The organism is Aeromonas sp. 84A (assembly GCF_051919345.1).
Lineage (GTDB): Bacteria > Pseudomonadota > Gammaproteobacteria > Enterobacterales > Aeromonadaceae > Aeromonas > Aeromonas veronii.
In genome coordinates this window covers 3,561,639-3,580,826 of the sequence record NZ_JBQBEW010000001.1, presented here as the reverse complement: position 1 = coordinate 3,580,826, position 19,188 = coordinate 3,561,639, and the positions used below count along the sequence as shown (strand labels likewise).

The window sequence follows — 19,188 nt, the reverse complement described above, 5'->3', positions numbered from 1 at the left end:
CATACTTTGGCTGGGACTTGGAATGCATTTTTTCATGCATAACCCGGGTGGGGCAGGTCTCTATCTTCCTTTCAACGCATGGGGATGGATATTTGCTTCTTTGATGATCTGTCTGGGGTTGTGGCATATCACGTCGAAAGGCGAATTGGTGTCCAGCAGGCTCTTGCAAGTTTGGGGGGGCGCGATTGTATTGATGCTGCTACCCATGGCGTGGTCTGACGCCACCTTGCGTGATTACGCACTTCCTCGCCTCGGTGGTCTTGTCGGCGGCGGATTATTTCTCTTCTCGCTCTATCAGTTCCGTCTTGCACCGAAGGCGCGTCAACAGCTATTGACGCTTATGCTGGTCGCGATAGCTATCGAAATGACTTTGGGTCTGGTGCAGTATTACCTGCTAACACCGGGCAATTGGCTTGGCTATGACACCAAAGCAAATCGTCCCTATGGCATTTTTCAGCAACCCAATGTGATGGCCAGTTTTATGGCCACCGGTTTGTCTCTGGCTGCTTGGCTAAATACCCTCAACCAACATCGATGGCTGAAGGCACTTCAGGGTTATGTGATCGTTGGTTCAGTGGTGTTGCTGATTGTTCTTCAATCCAGAGTTGGGCAATTGGGTGGAATATTGGCTTTGCTGATGATGCTTCCCTGGTTGAAGAGAAACCACGCTTTGAAGGTGACTCTTTCATGTGTCTTATTGGGCGTGCTGTTTGGACTCGCATCTCTGTATGGTGTGGAAGGGGTCAAGCGGGGTCTTTCTGTCTATCAGTCGGGGGGATATCGTACGATTTATTGGTCGTATGCATTGCACCTGCTGTCACAACATCCCTTTACCGGATGGGGGTATGGTTCTTTCGAATCTGTATTCCTGCATAACTATATGGCAGATAAGTTATTGAATCCGGCAATGCCACAGATTGAGTACAACCTTGATCATCCTCATAATGAGTTGCTCTATTGGGCTGTTGAAGGCGGTATCTTGCCTGTCATCGGGCTCTTGGTGATGGGGGCCGCTGTGATATGGCGTGTAGCGGGTCAATCCTGGTCGCATGGATTGGCCTTATTGGCATTAGTCGTACCCATTACACTTCATACCCAGGTCGAATATCCCCTCTATCACTCCATTGCTCACTGGATTTTTTTATTGATGTTGGTCTGGTATATCGATGAAACCTGTGGGGCAGACGCTGCCAGAGGGATAGCCGTATACCGTTACCCCCATAAGTTGTTGTTACGCTTTCTGGCGGTTTCCATCCCCTTGTTTATCGTACCATTCATGTTGACTGCGCTTCATACTGCCTGGGTCGTCACCAAATACGAACGGGGTGGGTATAAGGAGCCATCATTGTTGCTGGATATTATTAATCCAATGGCTTGGTTGACGCGGGTTGAGTTTGATGTAAATGCGGTACGATTGATGGTGGGTTTACAGACTCAGAATAAGACCGAACTGGAAGCTTACCTGGCATGGGGGCAAGATTTTGTTCGCCATACACCCAGAGCAAATATCTACGCGAACATGGTCGTTGCATTGAATGCGTTGGGGCGCCCTGACGAGGCTCGTAATTTAAGAGCCGAAGCGCTCCGTTGGTATCCAAAAGAACCATTGCTGATTGAGGCAACCTCTAAACCAATGGTCAGTGGTGTGGATACGTTACCTACTGGAGCAGCCAACTAAGGCCTGGAAAATGGGATATGAGGCAATCATAGCGGCTTGTCTCTATCCCGTTATAGCTGTAGGAATGAACCTGTGGTTTCCGTGCAAAAGGTAAGGTAGAGGGGAAACACACCTTTAGTCGCGCGCCTTTTTATGTTCATTGGACTGGTTTTAACTTGTTGTTTTTAAACGGCTTTAATCTCTGTCGCGATCGATTGGGTAATATGACGCATGGTCTTAATCTGCTCATGATGCGAGCAGGCATCGTTCTATTTTTTTATGCAGGTACTGCTCAGGAATCGTTTGACGCACTAGTTGTATTTTCTGAAAAATGTTGATGGCAATTACCCTGAACCTCATATTAATAGTTTCAGATGTGTATGTTCGATTTGGTGGTGATATCAAAAGAGATGTCTAGGCGAGATAGGTTTAATGGGTGAAAGCGTGAGTTTGTTGGCAAGTTTATTTTCATATTCTTTCCAAGTATGCCCTGATAGTAAAAATTGCATGTAGTTATGAATTGTCCATGCTATTCTGAAACAGTTATCCCTGTAACCGACTTTTTTGTGAGGAAATAATGAACGAGTTTCTGAAAGTTCTGCTGAACATTCGCAGTCTGCGTGCGGCTATTCGTGAGCTGCCGTTTGAGCAACTGCTGGAAGCTAAAGAGAAGTTTGATCTGGTTTACCAAGAGCGCGCCGATTCTGTTGAACAGGAGCGTGCTGAACAGGAAGAGCGTCAGCGCAAGCTGAATGAATTCACCGAAATGCTGCAGCAGGCTGGTATTGATCCTCGCGAGCTGCTGGCGACTGCCGCTGCTCCGGCTGCTGCGACTGGCGCTGCCAAGAGCAAGCGTGCTCCGCGTCCGGCTAAATACAAGTACGAAGAAGATGGTCAGGAAAAAACCTGGACCGGTCAAGGCCGTATGCCGAAAGCCATTGCTGCTCAAGTAGCACTGGGTAAAGACCTGAACGATTTCCTGATCTAATTCGTCAGGTTCAGAGATTGAATAATGCCGCCCTTGGGCGGCATTATTTTTTGCCTTTTCACTCGTGGTTATCCAATCCGCCTCTCCATCCAACTGTTATCAACATCCTCGCTTGTATCCTTTTTACCGTCGTTTCACAGCACTGTTACTTTGCTCAATATCACTCATTGTTTGCGATTAATTTTGTCGTGCAGGATTAACTGCGTGATATCGCTTTTTGTATGCGTCGTGCAGATATGCGCTTCGGATATGTCTCTCATGATTCACGGGGCGCCGCTTGGCAAGAGCCGAGCTCTCTGCTGATGGAATATCCGGTAACCGTTATCTCCGATCAGGGGGCGTGAGGGATAGAGAGAGTCGCAAAGTATGGCCGGGATATTCAGGGTCGCCGATGCATGTAATTGGCTGCGCTGCCATGACTGCCCCTGATAATGGGTAATGAAGTTCGGCAGCAGTGTGGGAGAGGAAATTCGGTATGGTCTATGGCGATGATATTCCCCACTCTGTAGGCAGAGTGGGGAATAGCCAGGTGAAGCGCTATCGGGGCGTCACACTATCGCTGCCACCCAGGGCGCGATAGATTTTGGCTGTGGTGGTGAGCTGCTCTTTTTGCTGGGCCAGCAGGCTCTGCTGGGCATCCCACAGTCGGTTCTGCTCATCAAGCCAGGCTTGCACGCCGGTCGCACCCGCCTGGAAGCGAGCCTTGGCCAGTCGTTCGGCCTCCTGGGCATAACTCAGTTGTTCCTGCAGATAATCGAGTCGCTGCTGGCCATAGTGGCGTGCGGCCAGTTGTCTTCCACCTCCACCAGTGCGGTGTAGAGCTGTTTGCGAAACTCGGTTTCAGCAATCTGGTAATCCAGCTCTGAGCTTTCGATGGCGAGCTGGGTGCGGTTGTATTCAAGGAAGGGGAGGGCGAGGCTGGCTCCCAGCGTACCTACCGGATTTTGCAGCACCTGCGCCAATCTATCGGATGCGGTGCTGGCGCTGCCGGTCAGGGTCAGGCTGGGGTAGAAGCTGGTGCGGATCTCGTCCCCCTTTGCCAGCGTCTTGCGCAGCCGCAATTCGGCCGCTTTGACATCGGGGCGGCGAGCCAGCACATCGGCTGGAATACCCACCGCAAGTTCAGGAATGCTCTGCTTTGCAAGGGAAGCGGGTGCATACTCCAGCGGCCCGCTGCTGCGGCCCAGCAACAGACGCAGGGCATTGCGAGCCTGCTCCCGCTGCGCCTTGAGTGAGGCCAGTTCAGCCTGTTTTCCTGCCAGTTGCTGGCGTGCCTGCGCCAGATCCAGCCGGGTGATGGCGCCAGCCTGGTATTTGGTTTGGGTCAGCTGCTTGGTTCGCGTCAGGTTGGCCAGCTGCTGTTCTCCGAGTGCGATGGCAGAGCCGAGATAGCCGAGCTGCCAATACTGCTCCAGGGTATTGCCGATCAGCAGTAGTCGGGTGCTGGCGAGATCCTGCTCGCTTGCCGCCGCCTCCCAGCTTGCCTGATCTCGCACCGAGGCAAGCTTGCCCCACAAATCCACTTCGTAACTGAGGCTCAGCGAGGGGCCCAGACTGTTGGTGTCTTTGCCGGTTTTCAGATCCTTGTTGCCACTGGCTGCGATAGTGCCATTGACCGAGGGGGTTAGGTTGGTATCGGCCTGCTCGGCCCCAAGTCGGGTGCTTTTGAGCTTGAGGGCCGCCACACGCATGTCCGGGTTAGCGGCCAGAACCGCCTCGACCAATTTGTCGAGCTGGGGATCATGAAATTTCCGCCACCAGGGGCCAGCCTGCGTAGCCAGTTGGGTGCCCTCTGCCTGTTGCCATGTGGGGGCAATCGTCAGCTCGGGTCTTTGATAGGTGCTGTGCTGACTGCAGCCGCTGAGGGCCATAGAGAGAGCCAGCCAGGAGAGTTTGTGCATTGTTATTCCCTCGCCAGTGCGACAACAGGGTCGAGCCGCGCCGCATTGCGTGCCGGCAGGTAACCAAACAGGATCCCGATGAGTGACGAGCAGCCAAAGGCCATCAGGATGGAGAAGAGCGAGAACTGCATCTTGATGGAGTCCACCAACAGTGAAAAGAGCGCGCCAATGCCTAGCGAGAGGCCAACGCCGAAGATCCCCCCCAGCAGGCTCACCATCACAGCCTCAATCAGGAACTGCTGCAAAATATCTGACTGGCGGGCGCCCACGGCCATGCGAATGCCGATCTCGCGGGTGCGTTCGACCACCGACACCAGCATGATGTTCATCACGCCCACCCCGCCGACGATCAGCGAGATCACCGCGATGGCCGAGACCATCAGGGTCATGGTAGCGGTGGTTTTCTCTACCGATTTGATGATGCTGTCGCTGCTGAAGGTGAAGAAATCCTTCACCCCGTGGCGCTTGGTGATCAGCTCGATCACCGCCTGCTCGGCCAGTGCCGGTTGTACCCCGTCTTTGACCCGGATGGTGATCTGGCTGAAGTGGTGCTGCGAGATGAGGCGACTCATCACCGCGCTGTAGGGCAGCCAGATATTGACTGACTGGCTGGTGGGGCCAAAGCCGGTCTCCTGCGAAACCACACCGACAATCCGCACCGGCAAGGTGCCGACCAGTACCACCTTGCCGACCGGCTCCTCCTTGCCAAGCAGGCTGGTGATACTCTTCTTGTCCACCACGGCGACGGCGGCACGCTGCTGGATATCTTGCCACTCCAGTAAGCGACCACTGACCAGCGTCATCCCCTTTACCTTGAAATAGTCGTTGCCGACCCCGGTCACGTTGCCGCTGTTGGTCTTGTTGCGATAGCGCAACTGGCCTGAGCTGCCGATCTCGGGGCTGGCGCCCGCAAGATAGGGTTGCCCCAGCAGAGCATCGAGATCTCCCTTGTTGAGGGTCTGGATGCTGGCCATCTTCTCATCGCCCCATCCTTTGCCCGGGAAGATTTCGATGGTGTTGGTGCCCATCGCATTGATCTGGTCGATCACCTTGGCGCGTGCCCCTTGACCAAGGGCGACCACGCTCACTACGGCGGCGATGCCGATGATGATGCCGAGCATGGTGAGGAAGGTGCGCATCCGGTGTGCGAGCATGGCATGCATCGCCATCCGTCCCGCTTCCCGATAACGATCCCAGTCGTGGCCCATGGCACTTTTAGTGGGCACTATTTTTTTAGGGGCTACGGCGGTGGCCGGAGCCAACACGGCCGTTTGGCAGGGGCCGCTATCTTGTTCAATCCGACCATCTTTGAGAGTGATGATACGGTCGGCATGGCTGGCCACGTTCATATCGTGGGTGACCAGAATGATGGTGTGGCCCTGAGCGTGCAACTCCTTGAGGATCGCCATCACCTCCTTGCCGCTCTGGCTATCCAGTGCGCCGGTCGGTTCATCGGCGAGGATCACTTCGCCGCCATTGGCCAGCGCCCGGGCGATACTGACCCGCTGCTGCTGACCGCCGGAGAGCTGGCCCGGGGTATGGTGGCTGCGATCGGCCAGCCCCAGTCTGTCCAGCAGCTGACGCGCGCGCGCCTGGCGATCCGGGCGGCTGGTACCGGCATAGACAGCTGGGATCTCCACGTTGGCGGCGGCATCGAGATGGGGCAGCAGGTGGTAGCGCTGAAAGATAAAGCCGAAGTGGTGGCAGCGCAGCCGGGCCAGCGCCAACGCATCCATGGTGGCGGTGTCCTGACCGCGAAACAGATACTGGCCGCCGCTCGGGCTATCGAGACAACCCAGCAGGTTCATCAAGGTCGACTTACCGGAGCCGGACGCGCCGACAATGGCGATCATCTCTCCTGCCGTGATAGTGAGATCAAGAGGGTGGAGCACGGTGACTTCGCTGTCGCCGCTCTGGTAGCGTCGCTCGACCCCTTTCAGCTGGATCAACGGCAGCTGGTTCAGGGGCTCACTCATAGCATCACCGCCATCTCATCATTGTCGGCGGGGGCTCCGTGATTGAGCTGCACCTCCTCCTTCTCACTCAGCCCGCTGATCACCTCAATGCGGATCTCGTCCTTCATACCAGTCTTGATATGGCGGGTTTCGGTTGTTTCATCGTCCTTGATCACGGTGACTTCATACTCGTTGTCACCCAGCGACTTGCCGAGGGCGGTTTGCGGCACAGTGAGCACCTGCTTGCGCTCGCCGAGCACTATGGTCACCTGGGTAGTCATTGCCACCCGCAGGGTATGGTCGGGATTGGGCACATCGAACAGGGCGTAGTAGTAGACAGCCGCATTGTTGGTGGTGGTGCCTGTGGTGGCCTGATCGTTGATGTTGGTAGGCGCTAACTCCACGGCGCGAAGCGTACCCTGATAGCGGGTATCCGGATCGCCGATCAGGGTGAAGTAGACCGGCATGCCGGCTTTTACCTTGGTGACATCTGCTTCGGAGATCTGCGCCTTGACCGTCATGGTCTCGAGGTTGGCCAGCTTGAGTACGGTCGGCACCGTCTGGCTGGCAGCCAGGGTCTGGCCCTGACGTGTCACAATGCTGATAACGGTGCCATCCATCGGCGCCAGGATCTTGGTGTAGCCCAGCTCGGTCTTGGCCCGATCAACCTTGATCAGGGCGTTGTCGATATTGGCCTGGCTGTTTTGTAATTCGGCGCGGGTGACAGCCAGCAGTGCCTCGGCACTCTCCAGATCGGCCCGTGAGCTCGCCTCCTGCTTGAACATCTGCTGCTGGCGCCGCCAGGCGAGCTCGTTCTGTTTGAGTTGCGCCTGCTTGATCTTGAGCTGGGCGCGGTTGCTGGCAAGCTCCGCCTCGGCCGTCTTGAGGTTGTTCTGGGCAATCAGGGGATCGATCTCGGCCAGCAGGTCTCCCTGCTTGACCTGATCACCAGCCTCGACGGCCAGCTTGGTAACCTGACCGGAGACCTGGGCCCCCACATCCACCTGCTCCACGGCCTGCAGCACACCACTGGCCAGTACAGTTTGGGCAATATCCTCGCGGGTCACCTGAGCGGTCAGCATCGCCTTGGGTGGTTGACTGGGCCAGAGTAGCCAGCCGAGGAGCACCCCGGCGATCAACATGGTGATGGCCAGGGTTCTCTGCTTGGGGGTTATGTTCATCGATCACCTGAATGGAAACGGAAAAGGTTGTGCGCGGCGATTATCCTGCAGCAAAGCCCTGATAAATAACAGCCGCAAATATGTAAGCAAAGTTATGGCGTTAACTGTCAATAAGCCGAGAAAGGAGTAAGCGAGAGGCCGCAGTCGTGAGCAACATGATCAGCAAGAGGGGGGGGGGGCGGCTGGTGGTGGCGATGAAAAAGCCCTGCGCAGAGGCAGGGCTTTGAAATAGGTGATGGCGAGGGAAGATCAGGCCTTGGCCAGCAGATCCATCACCCAGGGCAGACCCTGCTTCTTGCGGCTGACAAAGCCCGGGTGGTAGCTGGACTCTGCCGGTACTTTGGCGTGCTCGGTAAAGTAGATACGGCTGGCTGCGGCCGTCAGGTCAGTCACCATCAGCACGAAGAAGTCGAGCCCTTCGCTCTCCACGCGCAGGGCCATCTCCTGCTGCAGGGTTTCGATCTTGTCGGCAAGCTGTTGTTCGCTGCCCACTTCAATCTGGCTCATGATGAAGTTCAGACCTTCGGCTTGGAATGCCTTCTCATCCTGCTGCAGCAGTTGAGCCGGAGTCAGGCCGCTCAGGTCGGTTTTCGCCATCAGCAGCTGTTGGCCGAATTCGGCCAGCGATACTTCGGCCAGCGGTGCCAGACGCTCACAGGCGATCTTGTCCTGTTCGGTGGTGGTCGGCGAGGTGAGACAGAGGGTGTCGCTCATGATGGCGCCCAGCATCAGGCGAGCCTGGCTGCGGGTCACGGTGCCTTGCTGGCTCAGCAGATCGAAGGCGATGGTGCAGGTGCAGCCGACGGCCCGGATCCAGGCATCCAGCGGAGACTGGGTGACCAGGGTACCGAGACGGTGGTGATCCACCAGACCCAATACATTGGCTTGTGCCAGTGTGGCGGGGCCCTGTTCCAGATCACTGAAATCCACCAGCCAGACATCTTCACCGGTCAGATCTTTGGTCAGCAACTCGGGTTCGCTGACGCCAGCCTGCTCCAGAATAAAACGGGTTTCGGTGCGCAGGTCACCCAGACGCCATGGGGTGGCCTGACGGCCCTGGCCATTGAGCCAGTCGGTGATAACCAGCGCACTGCAGATACTGTCGCTATCAGGATTCTTGTGACCAAAAACGTGGATCATAGACAAAGCCTCACAATTGGATACCCATAAAGGGGGGCAACACTATGCGAAATCCGCCACATGAAGGCAACCGGATCCACGCCCATGTTGCTGCCAGCTTCGCCTAACTCGCCATTTTATTGATCTGGGTCGGTAATCCTGACGCGAGTTCGGTTCTCACAGTTGGCTATTGGCTATTGGCTATTGGCTATTGGCTATTGGCTATTGCTGACTGTGCAGGCTATGGCACTCGTTCGTGCCTGTGCAGTCAGCATGTTCTGTCAGCGCTATCAGTCGCCATCGCTGCAAATCGGCTTATCGCCTGATTTAGCGGCGCAGCAGCTCGCGGGCATTGGCCAGGGTGTTGTCGGTGATCTGGTCGCCACCGAGCAGGCGTGCCAGCTCATTGAGACGGGCAGCCTCATCAAGGGCACTCATTTGGGTTTCGGTGGTTTTGCCATCGGTATGCTTGCTCACCACCATATGCTGGTGGCCGTTGCCTGCCACCTGAGGCAAGTGAGTGACCACCATCACCTGAGTGGACTCCCCGAGCTGGCGCAGCAGGCGACCTACCACGGCGGCGGTCGGGCCGCTGATCCCCACATCCACCTCATCGAAAATCAGGGTCGGAGTGGAGATCTTGCGGGCGCTAATCACCACGATGGCGAGACTGATGCGCGACAGTTCACCGCCTGAGGCCACTTTGCCAAGTGGCTGAATGGGCTGACCTGGGTTGGTGGTGACCATAAATTCGACCCGATCTATACCCAGCGGAGAGAGGCTGCTCTGGGCATCGGGGCGCACCTCGATGGCAAAGCGGCCATCGGGCATCGCCAGTTCGTGCATGCTGCTGGTTACCTTGGCGCTCAGCTCCTGGGCGTAACGCTGACGGCTCTGGCTCAGGGCCTCGGCGGCCTGGACAAAAGCCTGACGGGCCTCGGCCAGCTCATCTTCCATCCCCTCTAACCGCTCTTCATCGGAGTTGAGGCGAGCAAGATCAGAGGCCAGCTCCTGATGGTACTGAGCCAGATCTGCCGGTTTGACATGGTGCTTGCGGGCCAGATTGATCGCCTTGGAGAGGCGGGCCTCCAGCTCGTTAAAACGCTCGGGATCCAGTTCTAGCCGATCGAGGTAGCTACGCAGTTCGCTGTGGCTCTCCTGCACGCCGATCAGTGCTTCGTTCAGCATCTCCAGTACCGGGGTGAGGCGGCTGTCCATGCTGACCAGCCCCTCGGCCCGATCGACGGCTGATTGCAGCAGGCCAGCGATAGTGGTCTCTTCGTTGTCATAGAGCAGATCGAGGCAAGCCCCACACTCTTGCATCAGCTCTGTGCCGTTGGCGAGACGCTGGTGCTCCTCCTCTATCTCTTCGAACTCCCCCGGTTGCAGGGCGAATTCGTCCAGCTCCTGCACCTGATACTCGATCAGCTGGCGGCGGGCTTCCCGCTGCTGCTGTTCGGCCTTGAGCCGGTTCAGCTCGTTTTGCAGTTGACGCCACTGCTGATAGTGCTGGCGCACCTCGTCGAGCAGCAGATGGTGACCGGCATAGCCGTCGAGCAGGGCGAGCTGGTAGTCGGGTTTGAGCAGCATCTGGTGGGCATGTTGACCGTGCACGTTGACCAGTAGCTGGCCCAGATTCTTGAGCTGGGTGAGGGGGACGGGCACGCCGTTGATATAGCTGCGTGAGCGCCCCTCGGCGGAGATGACTCGCCGCACGATGCACTCACCTTCGTTTTCCAGCTCGTTGTTGGCGAGCCAGGCGCGGGCGGCCGGGTTGTTGTCCAGCAGGAAGCGGGCGCTGACCTCGCTTTTATCGCTATCGGGTCGCACCATGCCCGCTTCGGCCCGCTCTCCGAGACAGAGACCGAGAGCATCAATGGCGATGGATTTACCGGCACCGGTCTCACCTGTGATGCAGGTCATGCCCGGTTGCAGATCGAGTTCGAGAAACTTGACGATGGCGAAGTTGTTGACGGTCAGCTGGGTCAGCATGGTCTCATCCTGTATAGGTCAACATTACTGTGTATGCATCCAGTATATACTGGTCTTATATACAGTAAAGAGGGCGCCGCTATTTTTAACACAGGAAAGCCGAGCCAGTGTGGTATGGCTATGAAAATGCGGTACTGGCCATTGGTACGCGGTACGGGTATGAGAGTGCAGGGGACGTTGCCACGACAGAAAAGAGAAGGGCGCCAATTCTGGCGCCCTTCTCTGGCAATGCCGTTGTCGGTCAGCGCCGATTAAAACAGCTTGCTGCCCCAGCCGAGCTTGTTGCGCAGCACGTGGAAGTAGCTGTAGTCGAGGGGATGCACCAGATGAAGCTGGTGGTGGCTCTTCTTGATGAGGATCTCGTCCCCCGGGTGGACCGCCAGCGTCACCTGGCCGTCACAGCTCACCTGCATGGCATCGTCCTGATTGTCCGGCGAGACCAGCAGCCGCACTTCGCTGTCGGCATCGAGCACGATGGGGCGACTACTCAGGGTGTGCGGGAACATGGGCACCAGCGTGATGGCGTTGAGCTTGGGGGTGAGGATGGCGCCACCTGCCGACAGGGAGTAGGCGGTTGAGCCGGTCGGAGTGGCGACAATGATGCCGTCCGAGCGCTGGCTATACATAAAGCTGCCATCGATATAGACCTCGAACTCGATCATATGGGCGATCTTGCCCGGGTGTAGTACCGCCTCGTTGACCGCCAGATTGCTCGACTTGCGCTCGCCGTGGCGATAGACCGAGGCTTCCAGCAGGAAGCGGTGTTCGCTCTTGTAGTGGCCGGAGAGCACCTGCTCCAGTGGCAGCAGGTAATCCTGCGGCGAGAGATCGGTCAGAAAGCCGAGGTTACCCCGGTTGACCCCGATCACTGCTACATCGAAGCGTGACAGCACCCGCGCCGCCCCCAGCATGTTGCCGTCGCCGCCGACCACGATGGCGAGATCGGCCTGCTGGCCCAGTTGCACCAGATCCATCACGTTTTCATCGAGGATGCTCAGGGTCTGGGCGACCCGGCTCTCCACCAGTACCCGAAAGCCGCGGGCGGTCAGGTATTGATGCAGGCCGGTCAGCGTCTGGTTAGCCCCCTCATGGTGGGGTTTGCCAATCAGGGCGATGGTTTTGAACGGAGAATCCATAGTCAGTCAGGTCTGGGATGGGTATTGCGGGCCAGTATACAGTGCTTTGCTCCGCTTGTGACGCTCTCCCGTGTGACGGGGCCGGCTATCCCCTTGAGGCTAATGGTTAAACGGTGAGCGGTAACCCGGATAAACCGACGGTTGCAGCTATTCAGCAACCCAGATTGCCCTTTACCCCTTGAAAGCCGGGGATGCATCCCCATAATAGCGCCAACATAGTCGGTCTGTTGTCGTCCGGTCGCTCAACCAGACGTCAGGGCCCTCATAAGTAACCCCGGAATTGGAGATGTCATGAACCACGAAGAGCAAAAGGTTGAAGCGATGGAGCAAGTGGAAGCCCAGCCAGTCGAGCCGACCGATGTAGACAGTGAAGTGACAGCCGAGCAGGCCCGCATTGCCGAACTGGAAGCGCAGCTGGAAACCGCCATCCAAAAAGCGGCGGAAGAGCGTGAACGCGCCCTGCGTACCGCCGCCGAGATGGAGAACCTGCGCCGTCGTACCGAGCTGGATGTGGAGAAGGCGCACAAATTCGCTCTGGAGAAGTTCGCCAATGAACTGCTGCCGGTGCTGGACAACCTTGAGCGTGCCATCGAACTGGCCGACAAGGAGAACGAAGCCCTCAAGCCGATGATCGAAGGTGTCGAGCTGACCCTGAAATCCATGCAGAGCGGCGTGGCCAAGTTTGGTCTGGTGGCGCTCGACCCGATCAACCAGCCGTTTGACCCCAACGCCCATCAGGCGATGAGCATGGTACCGAGTGCCGATGTGGCCCCGAACACCGTCATTGCCGTGATGCAGAAGGGCTATGACCTCAACGGTCGGGTGATCCGTCCTGCCATGGTGATGATCGCCAAAGCGGTCGACTGATTGGCTGTGGGTGCCCGAGCCCGCCCTGTGGCGGGCTTTTTGTTTCGCAGTGCAGCACCTGTTCATCTTGCCCGGTTTACGGCTCAACGTGACCGCGCAACAATGACAAAGGGTGTGGTTTTTTAGGGTTGGGGCTTGAAGCTGCGTCTGGCGACCCCATATAGGTAGCAAGGCCGCGGCGGCACAAAAAATTTGATGCCGGGAGCTTGAAAGCCAGATTGGCAGCCCCCACCTAGCCGTTAACGCATTAAGGCGAGTTCCTCGCCAGTTTATTCAAAGTATTTGGAGATTCGTCAAATGGGTAAAATCATCGGTATTGACCTGGGTACTACCAACTCCTGCGTCGCTATTCTGGATGGCGACACTGCTCGCGTGATCGAGAACGCAGAAGGCGATCGTACTACTCCGTCCATCATTGCCTATGCCGATGATGGCGAGATCCTGGTTGGTCAGCCGGCCAAGCGTCAGGCCATCACCAACCCGAAAAACACCCTGTTCGCCATCAAGCGTCTGATCGGTCGTCGTTTTGAAGATGAAGAAGTGCAGCGTGACCTGAAAATCATGCCGTACGCCATCGCCAAAGCTGACAACGGCGACGCCTGGGTTGAAGTGAAGGGCAAGAAAATGGCACCGCCGCAGATCTCTGCCGAAGTGCTGAAAAAGATGAAGAAGACCGCTGAAGACTACCTGGGTGAGCCGGTAACCGAAGCCGTTATCACTGTTCCGGCCTACTTCAACGACGCCCAGCGTCAGGCTACCAAGGATGCCGGTCGCATCGCCGGTCTGGATGTAAAACGCATCATCAACGAACCGACTGCTGCTGCATTCGCTTACGGCGTGAACAAGGTCAAGGGCGAGCGCAAGGTTGCCGTATATGACCTGGGTGGCGGTACTTTCGATATCTCCATCATCGAGATCGACGAAGTGGAAGGCGAAACCACCTTCGAAGTACTGGCGACCAACGGTAACACCCACCTGGGTGGTGAAGACTTCGACAACCGCGTCATCAACTATCTGGTAGACGAGTTCAAGCGTGAGCAGGGCATCGACCTGCGCAACGACCAGCTGGCGCTGCAGCGTCTGAAAGATGCCGCCGAGAAAGCCAAGATCGAGCTCTCTTCTGCCCAGCAGACCGACGTCAACCTGCCGTACATCACTGCAGATGCCACCGGTCCGAAGCACATGAACATCAAGGTGACCCGCGCCAAGCTGGAATCCCTGGTGGAAGACATGGTGAAGGACTCTCTGGAGCCGGTTCGTGTTGCCCTGAAAGACTCCGGTCTGGCCGTTGGTGAGATCGACGACGTGATCCTGGTTGGTGGTCAGACCCGTATGCCGCTGGTTCAGAAGACCGTTGCCGAGTTCTTTGGCAAAGAGCCGCGTAAAGACGTCAACCCGGACGAAGCCGTGGCCATGGGCGCTGCCATCCAGGGTGCCGTACTGTCCGGTGACAAGACCGACGTACTGCTGCTGGACGTGACCCCGCTCTCTCTGGGTATCGAAACCATGGGCAGCGTGATGACTGCGCTCATCGAGAAGAACACCACCATTCCGACCAAGAAGTCCCAGGTGTTCTCCACTGCCGAAGATAACCAGTCTGCCGTGACCATTCACGTGCTGCAGGGTGAGCGCAAGCGCGCCAGCGACAACAAGTCTCTGGGCCAGTTCAACCTGGAAGGCATCCGTCCGGCACCGCGTGGTCTGCCGCAGATCGAAGTGACCTTCGACATCGATGCCAACGGTATCCTGCACGTCTCTGCGAAAGACAAAGAGACCAACAAAGAGCAGAAGATCACCATCCAGGCCTCCTCTGGTCTGTCTGATGACGAGATTGAGCGCATGGTACGCGAAGCCGAAGCCAACGCGGCCGAAGACAAGAAGTTTGAAGAGCTGGTACAGGCTCGCAACCAGGCTGATGGTCTGGTCCACTCCGTACGCAAGCAGATCACCGAAGCCGGTGAAGCCCTGCCTGCCGACGACAAGACCAAGATCGAAACCGCTCTGAGCGAGCTGGAAGCGGCCATCAAGGGTGACGACAAGGCTGCTATCGAAGCCAAACAGCAGGCTCTGCTGGAAGCGTCCCAGAAGCTGATGGAAATTGCCCAGCAGCAGGCTCAGGCCCAGGGTGCAGCCGGTGCTGATGCCGGTCAGTCCTCCTCTTCTGCCAAGGCTGACGACGACGTAGTCGACGCCGAGTTCGAAGAAGTGAAAGACGACAAGAAGTAAGCCCTACCCAGATGGGCGGAGTCCGCTTCGCCCATCGGCTTGGTCAATGAATTCACGGGCGTTGGGTAACCAACGCCCGTCTGCGTAACCACAGGATGAGTATGTCGAAGCGCGATTTCTACGAAGTACTGGGTGTGGCGAAAGATGCCGACGATCGCGAGATCAAGAAGGCGTACAAGCGCCTGGCCATGAAGTATCACCCGGATCGTAATCAGGGTGATGCCGCATCCGAAGAGAAGTTCAAAGAGGTCAAGGAAGCCTACGAGGTCCTGACCGATGCCAACCTGCGTGCCCGTTACGACCAGTACGGCCATGCCGGTGTCGACCCGAGCCAGGGTGGCGGTGGCCACGGTGGCTTTGGCGGCGGTGCCGACTTCGCCGACATGTTTGGTGACGTATTCGGTGACATCTTCGGCGGTGGCCGTGGTGGTGCTCGTCGTGGCCCGGCCCGTGGCTCCGACCTGCGTTACACCATGGAGCTGACGCTGGAAGAGGCGGTACGCGGGGTCTCCAAGGAGATCAAGGTACCGACCCTGGTTCACTGCGAAGTCTGTAACGGCTCCGGTGCCCACACCGGCAGCAGTGCCCAGACTTGCCCGACCTGCCACGGCTCCGGCCAGGTGCAGATGCGTCAGGGCTTCTTCGCGGTGCAGCAGGCGTGCCCGCACTGTCACGGTCGCGGCAAGATCATCAAGGATCCGTGCCGCAAGTGCCACGGTGAAGGCCGCTACCAGCGGACCAAGACCCTGTCGGTGAAAATTCCGGCGGGCGTCGATACCGGCGATCGCATCCGTCTCTCCGGCGAAGGGGAAGCGGGGGAGGCAGGGGCTCCGGCAGGGGATCTCTACGTACAGGTGCACGTCAAAGAGCACGAGATCTTCGTGCGTGACGGCAACAACCTTTACTGCGAAGTGCCCATCAGCTTCACCGCAGCTGCGCTGGGTGGCGAGATTGAAGTGCCGACCCTGGATGGCCGCGTCAAGCTCAAGGTCACTCCGGAGACCCAGACCGGCAAGATGTTCCGCATGCGTGGCAAGGGCGTGAAGTCCGTGCGCTCCGGTCAGGTAGGGGATCTGATGTGCAAGGTGGTGATCGAGACCCCGGTCAACCTCACCGAGCAGCAGAAAGAGCTGCTGCGCCAGCTGGACGAATCCTTCAGCGGCGCCGCCGCCAAGACCCACAAGCCGAAATCGGAAGGCTTCTTCGAAGGGGTGAAACGCTTCTTCGACGATCTGACCCGCTGATTTCAGCCACCCGAATAAACAGAGCCGGCCCTGCGCCGGCTCTTTTTTTGCCCGTCATTTAGCCAGGATCCGCCCTATTGAGTGGATCCTGATGAGGGATCTTCCTCACAACTCCCACCAATTCCTGCTGTACAAATGTTATCCCGCTCACACGTTTGCTGAAACGGTTTAGTTGTCATATTGAGTTAGCTAAAGCGGTTTAGCTATGCTCTGGTTGTCGATAACAACAGCGCCCGTTCGGGCCACAGATGACAGGTGAGGAAGATGATGATGTTCAAGAGCAAGTTGGCGCTGGCGGTAGCGCTGGGATTGGGGATGAGCAGCCCGCTGTGGGCGGCGCAGGGGAGTGTCGGAGGAGAGAGTGTCGAGGCCAGACTGGCGGCGCTGGAGGCGCGGGTGCAGGCGGCCGAAGCGAGAGCTGAGGCGGCAGAGAGCCGTGCCAGTCAGGCGGAAGTGAAGGCGAGCGCGGCCAGCGAGCAGGCGCAGGTGGCCGACAACCGAAGCCAGAAGGTGGATGCGAAGACCGCCGGCGCCCAGGGTTTCGAGTTTCACGGCTACGCCCGCTCGGGCCTCTTGGTCAACAGCAATGGCAATGGCGGGCGCGGCGGCCCCTACCTCACCCCGGCAGGATCCGTGGGCGGGGCTGTCGGTCGCCTTGGCAACGAGGATGACACCTATATGGAGGCCAACCTGTTGAAAACACAGACCTTCGAGGATGGCAGCTGGGCCCGCTACAAGCTGATGCTGGCGGACGGGGTGGAGACCAGCAACGACTGGACCGCCAGCGATTCAAGCCTCAATACCCGTCAGGTGTTTGCCGAGATCGGCAATCTGGCGAGCTTCGACGGCCCGTTCAAGAATGCGGTGCTGTGGGCGGGCAAGCGCTTTGACCGGGACAACTTTGACATCCACTGGCTCGACTCCGACGTGGTGTTCCTGGCCGGTACCGGTGGCGGTGTCTATGACGTGCAGCTGGCCGATAGCTGGAAGGCCAACTTCTCCCTCTATGGCCGCGATTACGGCGATATCAGCGCCAGCGGTCTCTCCGATATCGAGAGCTACATCCTCACCATGAACAACCGCGTGGGCAACTGGCAGTGGATGGTGAATGGTCTCTCGGCCAAGGACAATGACGCCCGCATCAATGACAAGGGGGCGGGCAGCGAGGCGGCGGACAAGGGGGCACACACCCTGCTGGCCTACCAAGGCGAGAGCTTCTTCGGCATCAACCCCGGTTTTGCCAAGGCGGCGGTGTTGTATGGTCATGGGCTGGGGGCCGAGGTCAAGGGGCTGGGCTCTGACAGCGAGCTGTTGCCGGACGCCGATGCGGTGCGGGTCGCCGTGTTTGGCGCCACCGATCTCAACTCGCGCTGGCGTTTTGCCCCAGCCCTACTGGCCGAGCAGAGTCAGGATCGCTACGTGAAAGGGGACGAGTACCGCTGGCTCACCGTCAATACCCGGGTGGCGCAGGTGCTGAGCCAGAACGTCGAGCTGGTCTACGAGGCAGCCTGGCAGTACATGGATCTCGATCCCAAGGGCTACAAGGGACGTCAGGCGGTGAACGGCAACTTCACCAAGCTCACCTTCGCCCCCACCTTCAAGGCGCAGACCGCCGGATTCTTCGAGCGGCCCGAACTGCGGGTGTTCGCCAGCTGGATGGATTGGTCCTCCGAGCTCGACAACTACGCCAGCGACGATGCCATGGGCCAGAGCAACTTCACCGCCGGTGGCGAGTGGAACTTTGGCGTACAGATGGAAACCTGGTTCTAGTTCGTTATCCCGATCACAAAAATGGCAGACGGTGCCGAGATCTGTTGGTTGGCTAAAACGGTTTAGCTGATAATGCCAGCCAACAGAACAGAGTTCGGGTTTGACCGAGGATCCGATGCAGCAGTGGAGTAGCAAGGTGACGAATCGTGTGTGGGTAATGGGGGATGCGGTGGTGGACTTGATCCCGGAAGGGGCGTTGCACTACCTCAAGTGTCCGGGTGGCGCGCCCGCCAATGTGGCGGTTGGCGTGGTACGGCTGGGCGGCGATGCGGCCTTTATCGGTCGGGTTGGTGCTGACCCGTTCGGCCGCTTTATGGCCGACACCCTGAGCGGGGAGGGGGTGGATGTGGCCGCGCTGCGGCTCGATCCTGACCATCGCACCTCGACCGTGCTGGTAGAACTGGATGACGAGGGGGAGCGCAGCTTCACCTTTATGGTGCGCCCCAGTGCCGACCAGTTCCTCACCCCAAATGAGTTGCCCCGCTTCGATGCCGGTCAGTGGTTGCTCACCTGCTCCATCGCGCTCGCCAACGAGCCGGTACGCACCAGCTGCCTGCAGGCCATGGCGGCCATCAAGGCGGCCGGCGGGCGGGTCTGCTTCGACCCCAACCTGCGCCCCGAAGTGTGGGGCAACCCCGCCGAGATGCTGCCGCTGGTGCGTCAGGCCATTGCACAGGCGGATGTGGTCAAGCTCTCCATTGAGGAGCTGCAACTGCTGAGCGGCGAGGATGAACTGGTCGCTGGGCTTGCAACTCTCTCTGGCCCGGCGCTGATGCTGGTGACCAGAGGGGCGGCCGGGGTGGTGGCTCACCTTGATGGCGAGTTGCTGGAGTGGGTGGGGCAGAAAGTGACGCCCATCGATACCACGGGGGCGGGGGATGCCTTCGTCGCCGGTCTGCTGGCGGCGCTGGCCGGGCGCTCGTCGCTGCCGACTCTGGCCGAGCTACCCGCCATCCTGGCTCAGGCCCACGGCTGCGGGGCGCTCGCCACCACCGCCAAGGGGGCGATGACGGCGCTGCCGACCCGCACCGAACTGGATGCCTTTTTGCGATCAGGCGCAAGCGGCTGTTGATCTGCGGCTAGAAGCCCGGCTCGACAGCCCCTACTCTCATGTGACAAGGGCCCGCCAGCGTGGCGGGTCATAAGAGGAAG

Annotated in this window: 12 protein-coding genes and 1 pseudogene; 7 read left to right on the top strand and 6 right to left on the bottom strand. The window is 58.4% G+C overall.

Going from position 1 to position 19,188, the window contains the following annotated elements; genetic code table 11:
- Nucleotides 1–22 precede the first annotated feature (22 nt).
- Entirely contained in the window at nucleotides 23–1,678 is a 1,656-nt protein-coding gene (locus ACTG20_RS16155) for a PglL family O-oligosaccharyltransferase (RefSeq protein ID WP_234915330.1), read from the top strand.
- A gap of 556 nt (nucleotides 1,679–2,234) precedes the next feature.
- Nucleotides 2,235–2,645: an H-NS family histone-like protein gene (locus tag ACTG20_RS16150; RefSeq protein WP_005344269.1), complete on the top strand. Its 411-nt coding sequence runs from the start codon at nucleotides 2,235–2,237 to the stop codon at nucleotides 2,643–2,645.
- 537 nt (nucleotides 2,646–3,182) lie between these two features.
- Here the strand turns inward: ACTG20_RS16150 and ACTG20_RS16145 are convergent.
- The 6 genes and pseudogenes from ACTG20_RS16145 to nadK all read right to left on the bottom strand — a co-directional run bounded on the left by ACTG20_RS16145 (nucleotide 3,183) and on the right by nadK (nucleotide 11,929).
- Nucleotides 3,183–4,546: pseudogene (locus ACTG20_RS16145) on the bottom strand (efflux transporter outer membrane subunit).
- A gap of 2 nt (nucleotides 4,547–4,548) precedes the next feature.
- On the bottom strand, nucleotides 4,549–6,522 hold the full coding sequence (locus ACTG20_RS16140; RefSeq protein WP_194495901.1) for a MacB family efflux pump subunit: 1,974 nt from the start codon (nucleotides 6,520–6,522) through the stop codon (nucleotides 4,549–4,551).
- Nucleotides 6,519–7,682, bottom strand: a complete 1,164-nt coding sequence (gene macA, locus ACTG20_RS16135; protein ID WP_194495902.1) for a macrolide transporter subunit MacA — start codon at nucleotides 7,680–7,682, stop codon at nucleotides 6,519–6,521. The genes ACTG20_RS16140 and macA overlap by 4 nt, the downstream gene beginning before the upstream one ends.
- A 249-nt stretch (nucleotides 7,683–7,931) precedes the next feature.
- Nucleotides 7,932–8,822: a manganese-dependent inorganic pyrophosphatase gene (locus ACTG20_RS16130; RefSeq protein ID WP_194495903.1), complete on the bottom strand. Its 891-nt coding sequence runs from the start codon at nucleotides 8,820–8,822 to the stop codon at nucleotides 7,932–7,934.
- Between the two features lie 306 nt (nucleotides 8,823–9,128).
- Nucleotides 9,129–10,793: a DNA repair protein RecN gene (recN, locus tag ACTG20_RS16125; RefSeq protein WP_439987803.1), complete on the bottom strand. Its 1,665-nt coding sequence runs from the start codon at nucleotides 10,791–10,793 to the stop codon at nucleotides 9,129–9,131.
- Between the two features lie 251 nt (nucleotides 10,794–11,044).
- Nucleotides 11,045–11,929, bottom strand: a complete 885-nt coding sequence (gene nadK / locus ACTG20_RS16120; protein ID WP_005338038.1) for an NAD(+) kinase — start codon at nucleotides 11,927–11,929, stop codon at nucleotides 11,045–11,047.
- Nucleotides 11,930–12,220: 291 nt separating this feature from the next.
- Between nadK and grpE the strand changes: the two genes are divergently transcribed.
- The 5 genes from grpE (at nucleotide 12,221) to ACTG20_RS16095 (ending at nucleotide 19,108) form a co-directional block, all read left to right on the top strand.
- Nucleotides 12,221–12,796 carry a nucleotide exchange factor GrpE gene (gene grpE, locus ACTG20_RS16115; protein ID WP_005338036.1) on the top strand — a complete coding sequence of 192 codons (576 nt, stop codon included), beginning with the start codon at nucleotides 12,221–12,223 and terminating at the stop codon, nucleotides 12,794–12,796.
- 297 nt (nucleotides 12,797–13,093) lie between these two features.
- A complete protein-coding gene (gene dnaK / locus ACTG20_RS16110; protein ID WP_076492355.1) occupies nucleotides 13,094–15,022 on the top strand; it encodes a molecular chaperone DnaK in 1,929 nt (642 codons plus the stop codon).
- Between the two features lie 101 nt (nucleotides 15,023–15,123).
- Entirely contained in the window at nucleotides 15,124–16,266 is a 1,143-nt protein-coding gene (gene dnaJ, locus ACTG20_RS16105; protein ID WP_194495905.1) for a molecular chaperone DnaJ, read from the top strand.
- Nucleotides 16,267–16,530: 264 nt separating this feature from the next.
- The gene (locus ACTG20_RS16100) at nucleotides 16,531–18,036 is read left to right on the top strand and encodes a carbohydrate porin (protein ID WP_194495906.1); all 1,506 of its coding nucleotides are present in this window, start codon (nucleotides 16,531–16,533) and stop codon (nucleotides 18,034–18,036) included.
- A gap of 115 nt (nucleotides 18,037–18,151) precedes the next feature.
- A complete protein-coding gene (locus ACTG20_RS16095; RefSeq protein WP_194495907.1) occupies nucleotides 18,152–19,108 on the top strand; it encodes an aminoimidazole riboside kinase in 957 nt (318 codons plus the stop codon).
- The last annotated feature ends 80 nt before the right edge of the window (nucleotides 19,109–19,188 follow it).

Bases quoted from the DNA above. Each gene is read 5' to 3' on its own strand.
- ACTG20_RS16155 (WP_234915330.1), top strand. From the start codon at position 23: ATGCATTTTTTCATGCATAACCCGGGTGGGGCAGGTCTCTATCTTCCT.
- ACTG20_RS16150 (WP_005344269.1), top strand. From the start codon at position 2,235: ATGAACGAGTTTCTGAAAGTTCTGCTGAACATTCGCAGTCTGCGTGCG.
- ACTG20_RS16140 (WP_194495901.1), bottom strand. From the start codon at position 6,522: ATGAGTGAGCCCCTGAACCAGCTGCCGTTGATCCAGCTGAAAGGGGTC.
- macA (WP_194495902.1), bottom strand. From the start codon at position 7,682: ATGAACATAACCCCCAAGCAGAGAACCCTGGCCATCACCATGTTGATC.
- ACTG20_RS16130 (WP_194495903.1), bottom strand. From the start codon at position 8,822: ATGATCCACGTTTTTGGTCACAAGAATCCTGATAGCGACAGTATCTGC.
- recN (WP_439987803.1), bottom strand. From the start codon at position 10,793: ATGCTGACCCAGCTGACCGTCAACAACTTCGCCATCGTCAAGTTTCTC.
- nadK (WP_005338038.1), bottom strand. From the start codon at position 11,929: ATGGATTCTCCGTTCAAAACCATCGCCCTGATTGGCAAACCCCACCAT.
- grpE (WP_005338036.1), top strand. From the start codon at position 12,221: ATGAACCACGAAGAGCAAAAGGTTGAAGCGATGGAGCAAGTGGAAGCC.
- dnaK (WP_076492355.1), top strand. From the start codon at position 13,094: ATGGGTAAAATCATCGGTATTGACCTGGGTACTACCAACTCCTGCGTC.
- dnaJ (WP_194495905.1), top strand. From the start codon at position 15,124: ATGTCGAAGCGCGATTTCTACGAAGTACTGGGTGTGGCGAAAGATGCC.
- ACTG20_RS16100 (WP_194495906.1), top strand. From the start codon at position 16,531: ATGATGATGTTCAAGAGCAAGTTGGCGCTGGCGGTAGCGCTGGGATTG.
- ACTG20_RS16095 (WP_194495907.1), top strand. From the start codon at position 18,152: ATGCAGCAGTGGAGTAGCAAGGTGACGAATCGTGTGTGGGTAATGGGG.